10 protein-coding genes are annotated in these 11,355 nt (G+C 62.4%); 2 read left to right on the top strand and 8 right to left on the bottom strand.

What is annotated here, in order from left to right; genetic code table 11:
- Positions 1-28 precede the first annotated feature (28 nt).
- Positions 29-835, top strand: coding sequence for a DUF72 domain-containing protein (locus NKH23_RS20930; protein WP_352720135.1), 807 nt, complete (start codon positions 29-31; stop codon positions 833-835).
- Positions 836-881: 46 nt separating this feature from the next.
- Here NKH23_RS20930 and NKH23_RS20925 read toward each other — a convergent pair whose 3' ends face one another.
- From NKH23_RS20925 to urtA, 6 genes are all read right to left on the bottom strand, one after another.
- The gene (locus tag NKH23_RS20925; protein WP_352466420.1) at positions 882-1,082 is read right to left on the bottom strand and encodes a hypothetical protein; all 201 of its coding nucleotides are present in this window, start codon (positions 1,080-1,082) and stop codon (positions 882-884) included.
- A gap of 217 nt (positions 1,083-1,299) precedes the next feature.
- On the bottom strand, positions 1,300-1,995 hold the full coding sequence (gene urtE / locus NKH23_RS20920) for an urea ABC transporter ATP-binding subunit UrtE (protein WP_352720133.1): 696 nt from the start codon (positions 1,993-1,995) through the stop codon (positions 1,300-1,302).
- A 70-nt stretch (positions 1,996-2,065) separates the two neighbouring features.
- Positions 2,066-2,812: an urea ABC transporter ATP-binding protein UrtD gene (gene urtD / locus NKH23_RS20915; protein WP_352466419.1), complete on the bottom strand. Its 747-nt coding sequence runs from the start codon at positions 2,810-2,812 to the stop codon at positions 2,066-2,068.
- Positions 2,813-2,819: 7 nt separating this feature from the next.
- The gene (gene urtC / locus NKH23_RS20910; RefSeq protein WP_352466418.1) at positions 2,820-4,052 is read right to left on the bottom strand and encodes an urea ABC transporter permease subunit UrtC; all 1,233 of its coding nucleotides are present in this window, start codon (positions 4,050-4,052) and stop codon (positions 2,820-2,822) included.
- Positions 4,049-5,665 carry an urea ABC transporter permease subunit UrtB gene (gene urtB / locus NKH23_RS20905; protein WP_352720132.1) on the bottom strand — a complete coding sequence of 539 codons (1,617 nt, stop codon included), beginning with the start codon at positions 5,663-5,665 and terminating at the stop codon, positions 4,049-4,051. Before urtB ends, urtC begins: the two co-directional genes overlap by 4 nt.
- 101 nt (positions 5,666-5,766) lie before the next feature.
- A complete protein-coding gene (urtA, locus tag NKH23_RS20900) occupies positions 5,767-7,077 on the bottom strand; it encodes an urea ABC transporter substrate-binding protein (RefSeq protein ID WP_352720131.1) in 1,311 nt (436 codons plus the stop codon).
- Positions 7,078-7,377: 300 nt separating this feature from the next.
- Here urtA and NKH23_RS20895 point away from each other — a divergent pair, with 300 nt between their 5' ends.
- Entirely contained in the window at positions 7,378-7,773 is a 396-nt protein-coding gene (locus NKH23_RS20895) for a hypothetical protein (RefSeq protein ID WP_352466416.1), read from the top strand.
- Positions 7,774-7,822: 49 nt separating this feature from the next.
- Here the strand turns inward: NKH23_RS20895 and NKH23_RS20890 are convergent, their stop codons facing one another.
- The gene (locus NKH23_RS20890) at positions 7,823-8,533 is read right to left on the bottom strand and encodes a purine-nucleoside phosphorylase (RefSeq protein WP_352720129.1); all 711 of its coding nucleotides are present in this window, start codon (positions 8,531-8,533) and stop codon (positions 7,823-7,825) included.
- An 83-nt stretch (positions 8,534-8,616) separates the two neighbouring features.
- Complete coding sequence (cckA, locus tag NKH23_RS20885; RefSeq protein ID WP_352720127.1) at positions 8,617-11,190, bottom strand: cell cycle histidine kinase CckA; 2,574 nt, start codon at positions 11,188-11,190, stop codon at positions 8,617-8,619.
- Between the last annotated feature and the right edge of the window lie 165 nt (positions 11,191-11,355).

Raw genomic sequence — 11,355 nt, 5'->3', positions numbered from 1 at the left:
TCCTTTTCTGCAAACCGGGAGGACTACCATGACTCAATCAGGAACAATCCGCGCCGGCATGGGCGGCTGGACCTTCGAGCCGTGGGACACGTCCTTCTACCCGGACAAGTTGTCGAAGGCCAAGCAGCTGAATCATGCCAGCCGGCAGGTGCCGACTATCGAGGTCAACGGCACCTATTATTCGAGCTTCAAGGAACCGACCTTCGTCAAATGGGCGAACGAGGCGCCGGATGGTTTCGTCTATTCGCTGAAGGGCAACCGCTTCGTCACCAACCGCCGCGTGCTCGGCGAGGCCGGCGAATCGATCATGCGCTTCCTCGGGTCGGGCGTCGCGGCACTTGGCGACAAGCTTGGGCCGATCCTGTGGCAGTTCGCGCCGACCAAGAAATTCGACCCGGACGACTTCGAGGCCTTCCTCAAGCTGTTGCCGGAAAAGCAGGACGGCGTTGCGCTGCGCCACGCGGTCGAGGTGCGCAACGACAGCTTCGTCGCGCCGGAGTTCGCCGCCTTGGCGCGAAAGCACAAGGCCGCCATCGTCTATGCCGACCACGCCAAATATCCGGGGATTGCCGACGTCACCGGCGATTTCATCTATGCGCGGCTGCAGACCGGCAGCGACCACAATCCCGATTGCTACACGCCAAAGGCGCTCGACGAATGGGCGGCGCGCGCAAAAACCTGGGCGGAAGGCAAGGTGCCGGCCGACCTGCCGCGGGCCGATCCTTCAACCGAGGCGCCGGTCAAGCCACGTGACGTGTTCGTCTACTTCATCACCGAGGGCAAGGTCCGCGCTCCATTCGGCGCCATCGCGCTGATGAAGCGGGTCGCAGGCTGACGCCCCCGCTGTCGGTGGTCTGCCTGGCCGGGTCCTCAACTACCGGCTATGCGGCGCGCTCGTCCGAACGCCGATCAACCCTGACGATCTCGTTGAAAGCATCGAGATCGACATAGAAGACCTTTGTGATCTCCGCGATGAGTTCGTCGTGGTCATACCCCTGCGATTTCAGAATGTTGATGGCTGTTAGGATGTCGACGCGCTCCGTGAGTCGTCGTTTCTGGTAGTCCTCGACATAGCGCTCCATCGACTGGCTCTAGCTCCCAAGCACCCGAAATGTTGGACGACAACAGATCGCTGGAAGGGAGCGGCTTGCGCGCAAGCATGCCGACGCGGCCCGCGCCTTCCCCTGATCTGCCAATTTGAAACTGGTACGGAAAGCGGCCGACTCACCAAGGCCAAGCAAAATCTAACACGCAATCTTCGGCGCGCCAGAGTTGCAAAGTAATAGAATCAATAAGAATTCAGACGGTCAGGAACTTCCGCACGTCCGCCCGGTCGAGATCCTCGGCGGGGCCGGTATGGACGATCTGGCCGCGGTCCATGATATTGACCTCGTCGGCCAATTCCCGGCAGAAATCGAGATATTGTTCGACCAAAAGCACGGCAATGCCTGCCTGGTCGCGCAGATAGCGGATGGCGCGGCCGATATCCTTGATGATCGACGGCTGGATGCCTTCCGTCGGTTCGTCGAGCACCAGCAGTTTCGGCCGCATCACCAGCGCCCTGCCGATGGCAAGCTGCTGTTGCTGGCCGCCGGACAGATCGCCGCCGCGGCGCGCGAGCATCTGCTTCAGCACCGGAAACAACTCGAAGACGTGACCGGGAATGTTGCGATCGGAGCGCTTCAGCGGCGCAAAACCCGATTCGAGGTTTTCCCGCACCGTAAGCAGCGGAAATATCTCCCTGCCCTGCGGCACGAATGCGATGCCCGACCGGGCGCGATCATACGCCGCGCTCCGGTCGAGCGCCTTCCCCTCGAAGGCAACACTTCCGCTCGTCAGCCGATGATGGCCGACGATCGATCTCATCAAACTGGTCTTGCCGACGCCGTTGCGGCCGAGCACGCAGGTGATCTTGCCGGCGCCGGCTGTCAGCGAGACACCGCGCAGCGCCTGGGCAGCGCCGTAATGCAACGTGGCATTGGAGACTTCGAGCATGGTCAGTGCTTTCTCCAACGCCTGAAGAACGAAAGGTCGAAATGATGGAACGGAACGCGCCAGACCATGTTCATCTCCCCAGGTAGACTTCGACGACGCGCTCGTCGGCCGAAACGAAATCGAGCGAACCTTCGGAAAGGACCGAGCCTTCGTGCAGGCAGGTGACCTTGACGCCGAGCTCGCGCACGAAATGCATGTCGTGCTCGACGACGATGACCGAATGGTCGCGCGCGATATCCCTAAGCAGCCGCGCGGTCTCTTCGGTCTCGGCGTCGGTCATGCCGGCGACCGGTTCGTCGACCAGCAGAAGCTTCGGATCCTGCGCCAGAAGCATGCCGATCTCGAGCCATTGCTTTTGGCCATGGCTCAAATTGGCGGCGAGCTCGTCACGCTTGTCGCCGAGCCGGATGATGCCGAGAATGTCGTCGATCTGCCGCACGTCCGCGGCCGAGCGACGATGGAACAGTGCCGGGAAGATCGAGCGCGGGCCTTTCAGCGCCAGCATCAGATTGTCCTCGATCGTGTGGCTTTCGAAGACGGTCGGCTTCTGGAATTTACGGCCGATGCCCATCATGGCGATTTCGGCCTCGTCGTGTTTGGTCAGGTCGACCTCGCCGTCAAAGAAGACCTCGCCCGCGTCGGGCCGCGTCTTGCCGGTGACGATGTCCATCATCGTCGTCTTGCCGGCGCCGTTGGGGCCGATGATCGCCCGCATCTCACCCTTATCGAGCACCAGCGACAGGTTGTTGATGGCGCGAAAACCATCGAAGGAAACCGACACGCCGTCGAGATAGAGGATGGTGTTGCTCTTCGACATCAGGCCATCACTCCGCTGGCTGCGGTTCGGCGCCGGAGGCCGACCAGTCGCCCGGCCTTCTCGCCGCCGAGCGATCGATTTTCGGCGGCACCGGCGCGTCGGGATCGATGCCGGCTTCCTCGGCGGCCGAGGCTGCCCGCATCGCCTTTGCGTTGCCGCGCCAGGAATCCCACATGCCGATGATGCCCTTGGGCAGGAACAGCGTGACGGCGACAAACAGTCCGCCCAGCGCAAACAGCCAGAATTCCGGCAGCACGCCGGTGAACCAAGATTTACCGGCATTGACCAGAAGCGCGCCGATGATCGGCCCGACGATGGTGCCGCGCCCGCCGACGGCCGCCCACACCACCACCTCGATCGAATTGGACGGCTCGAATTCGCCGGGGTTGATGATACCGACCTGCGGCACGTAAAGCGCACCGGCGATGCCGGCCATCACCGCCGACACGGTGAAGGCGAACAGTTTGACGTTCTCCGCCCGCCAGCCGAGGAAGCGTGTGCGGCTCTCGGCATCGCGCACTGCCATCAAAAGCTTGCCGTATTTGGAACCGACGATTGCCCAGGTGACGAAGACGGCAAACGCCAGCATGACGGCGCTGGCCGCGAACAGCGCCGAGCGTGTCATGTCGGCCTGCACGTTGAAGCCTAAAATGTCCTTGAAATCAGTCAGGCCGTTATTGCCGCCGAAACCCATGTCGTTGCGGAAAAACGCAAGCAGCAGCGCATAGGTCATCGCCTGGGTGATGATCGACAGATAGACACCGGTGACGCGGCTGCGGAAGGCGAACCAGCCGAAGACGAAGGCGAGCAGGCCGGGTACCGCAAGCACCATGACCGCCGCGAACCAGAAATGGTCGAAACCATACCAGAACCACGGCAATGCCTTGTAGTTAAGGAATACCATGAAATCCGGCAGCAGCGGATTGCCGTAGACGCCGCGCGAGCCGATCTGGCGCATCAGATACATGCCCATCGCATAGCCGCCGAGCGCGAAGAAAGCGCCATGGCCGAGCGAGAGGATGCCGCAATAGCCCCAGACGAGATCGAGCGCCAAGGCGAGCAGTGCGTAGCACAGGTATTTGCCGGTGAGCGCGACGATATAGGACGGCACGTAAAACGCACTTGTCGGCGAGACCGCAAGATTGAGCAGCGGCACGACGATGGCAACCGCCAGCAGGATGAAGATGGTGATGGCGACGCGGCGGTCGGCGCCGGCAGCAAAGAAGCGTCCCGTGATCATGCTTCCACCGACCTGCCCTTGAGCGCGAACAGCCCGCGCGGGCGTTTCTGGATGAACAGGATGATCAGCACCAGGACGACGATCTTGCCGAGCACCGCTCCAGCGTAAGGTTCGAGGAACTTGTTGACTATGCCGAGCGAGAAAGCGCCGACCAGCGTGCCCCAGAGATTGCCGACACCGCCGAAGACGACGACCATGAAGCTGTCGATGATGTAGCCACGACCGAGATTGGGCGAGACGTTGTCGATCTGGCTGAGCGCGACACCGGCTATGCCGGCAATGCCGGAGCCGAGTGCAAACGTCAGGGCGTCGACCCATGGCGTCCTGATGCCCATCGAGGCGGCCATGCGGCGATTGGCGGTGACGGCACGCATCTGCAGCCCCCAAGGCGTACGTTTCATCACGTAGAGCAGCACCGCGAACACCCCGAGCGCGAATACCAGGATCCAGAGCCGGTTCCAGGTCACGGCAAGCTGGCCGATATTGAACGAGCCGGACATCCATGACGGGTTGCCGACCTCCTGGTTGGTCGGCCCGAAGATGGTGCGTACGGCCTGCTGCAGGATCAGCGAGACCCCCCATGTCGCCAGCAGCGTCTCCAGCGGCCGGCCGTAAAGGAAGCGGATCAGCCCGCGCTCGATGACAAGGCCGACGAGCGCCGCCACCAGGAAGGCCAGCGGCAAGGCGATAACCAGCGACCAATCGAACAGGCCGGGAAAGGAATTGCGGATCACCTCCTGCACGACGAAGGTCGTGTAGGCGCCGAGCATGACCATCTCGCCATGCGCCATGTTGATGACGCCCATGACGCCGAAGGTGATGGCCAGGCCAATCGCCGCCAGCAGCAGCACCGATCCGAGCGATATGCCGTACCAGATATTCTGGCCGGCATCCCAAAGCGCCAGCGTCGAATTGATGTTGGATATCGCCGCCGTCGCCGCGTCCTTCACCGCACCTTCGGAATTGGCCTCCACCGACGTGAGCAGCGACACCGCATCGCGGTCGCCGCGCGCACCGATCAGCGCGATCGCCGCCAATTTGTCGGCCTCCGGCCTGTCTGAAACGAGAACCGACGCGGCGCGTGCCTGTTCGAGCAGCGCCTTGACGCTTGCCACGCCCTCATTGGCGATCGCAGTGTCGAGCGGCTCGATGTTCGCCGCGTCCGGCGTCTTGAACATGGTGTCGGCGGCGGCAATGCGCACGGCCGGGTCCTTGGAGCCAAGTGTCAGCGTGCCCAATGCATCGCGAATGACGCGGCGCAGCGTATTGTTGACCTTGATCTTGGTGATGTCGGCCTTGGCAACTTCGCCCGATCTTTCGCCGGTGAGCGCATCGAGCAGCTCGATGCCGCCGCCGCTCTCCTTGCCGACAAAGACCAATGAATCGGCCTTGCGGACGTAAAGGCTGCCCTCCGCAAGCGCGGCAAGCGGCCGTTCGACGGCTGGATCGCCGGATGCCGCAAGCTCGCGCACGACGGCTTCTATCGCCGGAAAATTGGCGGCGGTGGCGAATTTGGCGATGACGGCGCGCAGATCTGCTTCGCTGGCGTTCGACGGCAGCAGCGTCCCCAGGAGGAGCAGCAGCATCAGGCCAATCGCGCGGATCAGGATCATTGGTTTCTGGTGGCTGTTGAAGGTTGAATGTCGCCTCCGGGCAGGCTGGAGGAGGAGCCTGCCCGGAGGGCTTGCGGGTCTGGGAGGACAGACCGGGAGGATCAGTTGGTTCCCTTGCCGCCGCATTTGCCGGTGGCAACGTTGAAGTTGCCGCAGGACAGAGGCGCGCGCCAATCGGAGATCAGGTCCTTGGAGTCAGGCAGGTAGTCGGACCACTCGTCGCCCATCACCAGGCCCGGCGTCTGCGACACGGTCTCGAACTGGCCGTCGGCCTGGATCTCGCCGATCAGCACCGGCTTGGTGATATGATGGTTCGGCATCATGGTCGAATAACCGCCGGTCAGGTTCGGCACCGAGACGCCAACCATGGCGTCGATGACCTTGTCCGGATCGGTGGTGCCGGCCTTCTCGACCGCCTTCACCCACATGTTGAAGCCGATATAGTGGGCTTCCATCGGATCGTTGGTGGTGCGCTTGTCGTTCTTGATGAACTTGTGCCAGTCGGCGATGAACTTCTCGTTCTCGGGCGTATCGACGCTTTCGAAATAGTTCCAGGCGGCGAGATGGCCGACCAGCGGCGCGGTGTCGAGACCGGCAAGCTCTTCCTCACCGACAGAGAAGGCCATGACCGGGATGTCCTCGGCCTTGATGCCCTGGTTACCGAGCTCCTTGTAGAACGGCACGTTGGCGTCGCCGTTGACGGTCGAGACGACGGCGGTCTTCTTGCCGGCCGAGCCGAACTTCTTGATCGCCGAGACTTCGGTCTGCCAGTCGGAGAAACCGAACGGCGTGTAGTTGACCATGATGTCTTCGGCAGCAACGCCCTTCGCCTTCAGATAGGCCTCGAGGATCTTGTTGGTGGTGCGCGGGTAGACGTAGTCGGTGCCTTCAAGCACCCAGCGCTTCACCGAACCGCCGTCCTCGCTCATCAGATAATCGACTGCCGGAATGGCCTGCTGGTTCGGCGCCGCGCCGGTGTAGAACACGTTGCGCTCGCTTTCCTCGCCCTCATACTGGACCGGGTAGAACAGGATGTTGTCGAGTTCGCTGAACACCGGCAGTACCGACTTGCGCGACACCGAGGTCCAGCAGCCGAACACCGCCGCGACCTTGTCCTTCGAGATCAGCTCGCGCGCCTTTTCGGCGAACAGCGGCCAGTTCGAAGCCGGATCGACGACCACCGCCTCGAGCTTCTTGCCGAGCAGGCCACCCTTGGCATTCTGCTCTTCGATGAGCATCAGCATGGCGTCCTTCAACGTCGTCTCAGAGATCGCCATGGTTCCCGACAGCGAATGGAGGATGCCGACCTTGATGGTGTCGTCGGCCGCCTTGGCGGGAACGCTCGTCAGCAGGCCGGCGGTGACCACGCCGGCCGAAAACATTTTTGCTAATGTCGAGAAACTACCCCTCATACTTTTTAACTCCCAAGCTGGTTAACTGCATCGGAACAGACCATGCAACGGCTGTGCCAATCACGGGAGCAAGGTCGGAGGATTTGAGATTTCCCAGCTCTGTCAGTCGGTTAATGTATTAGCCGCAGGAGATGAACCTCGCCTGCCATGTTCGAAACGAGAAAGGATCACCCATATCAGCCTAAGTTTTACTCACATATAGGCCAATGCCCTAATTTTGAGCAGCATCATATGAGCGCTGGCGAGGATTGCAGCGCCGGAGCGAAATGAGGCAAGTTCGAACCCTTAACGGGGGACTCTATGGCCTTCAGAGCTTCTTGCATTTTCACCGCCATGCTTCTGCTGGCGACGACGACCGTAGCGCGCGCCGGCTTCAGCGACGGCAAGCTGCCGGACGGCTCCTATCATTGCGAAGTCTACCTGCTCGGCATGTTCCTCAGCCTCGGCGACATCACCATCAAGGGAAACGTCTATAGCGGTCCGGTGAGCTTCGGCATCGCGCCGCAGAGCTACAATTACCAGATGGATGCAGACGGCGTGATCACCTGGCTGGGTCCGCTGGGCGGCTACACCAGTGGCGGCAACTCGATCTCGCTTACGCAGGCGACGCTGGAAAGCGGAACCACCCCGTCCTTCGACATCATCATGAAGCAGCCAGACGGCGCCTTTACCGCCTCGACCTGCACAAAGCGTTGAAAAAAGCGCGGAACCTGGCGAGGTTCCGTACTCCGAAGTAGAAAGCCGCCTAGCTCTCCGCCGCCAGGTCGAGCGCCAGCCGGGTCATATCGGTGAAAAGGCCCTGGCGTTCGGAATAGTCGGTCTGCTCGCCGGTTACCACATTGTCGACGACGGTCAGGATCGACAGCGACCGGGCGCCGAAATCGGCCGCAATGCGGTAAAGTGCGCTGGTTTCCATATCCACGGCGAGCGCGCCCTGTGCCTGTGCTTCGGCAAAGCGTTCGCGCCCCAGCGGATGATAGAAAATATCGCTGCAGATGGTCAGCCCGGCCCGATGGTCGATGCCGAGTTCCGCAGCCCGGGCCAACGCCTGGGCCAACAATGCCGGATCGGGGCCGGCATCGGCACGATAGAGCCCAAAAACCTGGCCGCTCTCCGCATTTTCGCCGCGCACCGATTGCGCGATCACCAGGCCGCGCAGCGCGATCTCGGTGGTCAGGCCACCGCAGGTACCAGTGCGGATCAACGTTTTCGCACCATAGAAGTCCAGCAGCTCATGCACATAGACCAGGAACGAAGCGACGCCGATGCCGGTGGATTGGATGCTGACAGGCTTGCCGCGAAACAACCCGGTAAAGCCGAGCGCGCCGCGGCGGCGGTTGACGCAGCGCGGCGCTTCCAGAAAAGTCTGCGCCATCCATTCAGCGCGCTGCGGATCGCCCGGCAGCAGCACCGCGCTTGCGTAGTCGCCCTTGCTTGCCTCGTTGTGCGGCGTCACGGCATGCTTTCCAAAACCCGTCGCCCGTTTCGCCTGCAATCATGGCAGTCTCACGACATTGCGCAAGCGGAGCATTGGAAGGGTCAGGATTCCAGCATGTCCTTTACGATCGTGGCCAATTGCTTGAGCGAAAACGGCTTCGGCAGGAAGCCGAAATGCGCGTCGGCCGGCAAGTTCTTGGCGAACGCGTCTTCGGCATAGCCGGACACGAAGATGAACTTGATGTCGGGCTGCCGTTTGCGCAATTCGCCAAGCAGCGTCGGACCGTCCATTTCCGGCATCACCACGTCCGACACCACGATGTCGACCTTGCCGCCGAGCGCTTCGTAGACTTCAAGCGCCTCGACGCCCGAGGACGCCTCGTGGACGGTGTAGCCGCGCGACTTCAGCGCCCGCATGCCGCCCATGCGCACGGCGTCCTCGTCCTCGACCAGCAGCACCGTGGCCGAGCCCGACAGATCCTTGGCTGAGTCGGCGATCTTGGCAGGGGCGGCCGGCACTTCTCCAGCCTCGCCCGCCTTCCTTGCCTCCGCAATGTGCCGCGGCAGGAAGATGCGGAACACGGATCCCTTGCCGACTTCGGAATCGCAGAAGATGAAGCCGCCTGTCTGCTTGATGATGCCATAGACCATGGACAGGCCGAGGCCAGTTCCCTTGCCAACCTCCTTTGTCGTGAAGAAGGGCTCGAAGATCTTTTTCAGCACATCAGGCGCGATGCCGCTGCCGCTGTCCTCGACCTCGACCAGCACATAGTCGGCCGGAGTAAGTTCGCGGTAGGAAAAGGTCTTGCACTCTCCGGCGCTGACGTTGCGGGTGCGTACGGTGAGGTCGCCGCCGGCCGGCATCGCATCGCGCGCATTGACCGCCAGATTGACCACCACTTGCTCGAACTGCCCGATATCGACCCTGACCGGCCACAGGTCGCGGCCATGGTCGATCTTGAGCTTGATGTCGTTGCCGACCAGCCGGGCAAGCAGCATCCTGAGATCGGCGAGCACGTCGGTCAGGTTGAGCACCTCCGGCCGCAGGGTCTGCTTGCGCGAGAAGGCCAGCAACTGCCGCACCAACGAGGCCGCCCGGTTGGCATTCTGCTTGATGTTCATGATGTCCGGGAACGACGGATCGGACGGCCGGTGGTTGGTCAACAGCAGGTCCGAGGCCATGATGATGGCGGTCAGCACATTGTTGAAATCATGCGCGATGCCGCCGGCGAGCTGGCCGACCGCCTGCATCTTCTGGCTCTGCGCCATCTGGCCCTCGAGGGCTTTTTGCTCGGTGGTCTCGACGGCATAGACGATGGCCGATTCCTCGGCGCCTTCGCCGCCGGTACCGTCTGCGACCGCGTTGACGTAGAAGCGTATGTGGCGCTCCTCATTGCCGGGCAGCACCGTATCGATCGGCTCGATGTCAGCCTGTTGCTGGCGTGCCTTTTCGAACGCCGCGGCGAAAGCCGGCCGGTCGCGCTCGTGGATCACCGTATCCAGCCGCACACGCCGATCGACCGCGTCGCGGTCGACGACCGAGGAAAACAGCGACAGAAACGGCGCATTGGTGCGCAGGATGCGGCCGGCGTGGTCGACGCCGGCTATCGCCATCGGCGTCGAGTTGAAGAACCGCGTGAAGCGTATTTCCGAGGCGCGGAGGTCAGCCGAAGCGTCCTCGCCTTGCGTCCGGTTGAGCACGATGGTGCGAGTCGGGCCGTTGAGGCCCTCTCGACTGGCCGAGACACGATGCATGAAGCGCACCGGCAGCGCCTCGCCGGTCATCGTCGTCAGATCGAGATCGATAACAGCATTGCGCGTGGTACCCGCATCGGCCTTGACCGAACGGACCAGCGCCATGCCGTCGCCGGCGACGATCTCCGGCAGCGTGATGGCGCCGGGGGTGAAGCTGGCCAGGTCGATGCCCAGCCACTCCGCGAGGGTCGCGTTGATATAGGTGACGCGGCCTTCCTGGTCGGCGGAAAAGAAACCGGCCGGCGCATGGTCGAGGTGATCGATGGCCTTTTGCAGGTCGAGAAAGAACCGCTCCTGCTCGGCCCGTTCCCGCGAGATATCGGCAAGCTGCCAGGCAAGCATCGGCAGCCGCTGGCCGGGAACGCTGAAGGCGCGGGCCCGGACGCGGTACCAGCGCGCGCCCGGTTCGGCGCCTAGCCGAATGGACTGCGCGAGCCGAAACTCGCCGTCGCCGGGCTGGCCGTCGCGCAGGCCTGACGCCAGCCGGTATATGGTCACCGAGGCCTCGGGAACGTCTGAAAGCAAACCTTCGACCGTCTTGAGGTCGGCGGCCGACTCGGCACCCGTCATATCAGCATAAGTCCGGTTGGCGTAGATGATACGGCCTTTGGTGTCGGTGACCAGGAGACCTTGCGACATCGAATCGACGAAAGCTTTCGACAGTTCGTCGCTTGTCGAGCGCGGCGTGATATGCACGAAGCCGATCGCAGTGGCGAATAGAAAGCCGACACCGATCATCGCCAGCACGCCAAGCATGCCGAGCAGGAATGGATCGCCAAGTCGCTCACGGAAAAGGCCGAAGACGATCGCTGCCCCAGTCAGGACGACGATGAAGACGATCAGCCGGGTGACCGCACCCGGTCGCGTGTTCTGGTCGACGATAGGTACCGGATAGAAATCGCCGCGCGCTTCCTTGGCCATGTGCCCCCTGCTCGTGAATTCCGGTGTCGGTTGAATCATATTCTCAGGGTCGGGAAAAGGCCCGGCTGCAGATGTCCGCTAAAAATGACGCCGTTCGGCTCCCGGCGTTTCAAGCTGTTCACGAAGCGTGAAAGGCAACTTGCGGTGGCCTGCCGCAACAGTCTA

The sequence above is a fragment of the Mesorhizobium sp. M1328 genome (assembly GCF_040318075.1).
Taxonomy (GTDB): Bacteria; Pseudomonadota; Alphaproteobacteria; order Rhizobiales; family Rhizobiaceae; genus Mesorhizobium.
This window is presented reverse-complemented; position numbering and strand designations above follow the sequence as displayed.

Excerpts from the sequence above, each read along its gene's own strand:
- urtD (WP_352466419.1), bottom strand. The coding sequence starts at position 2,812 with ATGTCGAAGAGCAACACCATCCTCTATCTCGACGGCGTGTCGGTTTCC.
- cckA (WP_352720127.1), bottom strand. The coding sequence starts at position 11,190 with ATGGCCAAGGAAGCGCGCGGCGATTTCTATCCGGTACCTATCGTCGAC.
- urtB (WP_352720132.1), bottom strand. The coding sequence starts at position 5,665 with ATGATCCTGATCCGCGCGATTGGCCTGATGCTGCTGCTCCTCCTGGGG.
- urtC (WP_352466418.1), bottom strand. The coding sequence starts at position 4,052 with ATGATCACGGGACGCTTCTTTGCTGCCGGCGCCGACCGCCGCGTCGCC.
- urtE (WP_352720133.1), bottom strand. The coding sequence starts at position 1,995 with ATGCTCGAAGTCTCCAATGCCACGTTGCATTACGGCGCTGCCCAGGCG.
- NKH23_RS20925 (WP_352466420.1), bottom strand. The coding sequence starts at position 1,082 with ATGGAGCGCTATGTCGAGGACTACCAGAAACGACGACTCACGGAGCGC.
- NKH23_RS20930 (WP_352720135.1), top strand. The coding sequence starts at position 29 with ATGACTCAATCAGGAACAATCCGCGCCGGCATGGGCGGCTGGACCTTC.
- urtA (WP_352720131.1), bottom strand. The coding sequence starts at position 7,077 with ATGAGGGGTAGTTTCTCGACATTAGCAAAAATGTTTTCGGCCGGCGTG.
- NKH23_RS20895 (WP_352466416.1), top strand. The coding sequence starts at position 7,378 with ATGGCCTTCAGAGCTTCTTGCATTTTCACCGCCATGCTTCTGCTGGCG.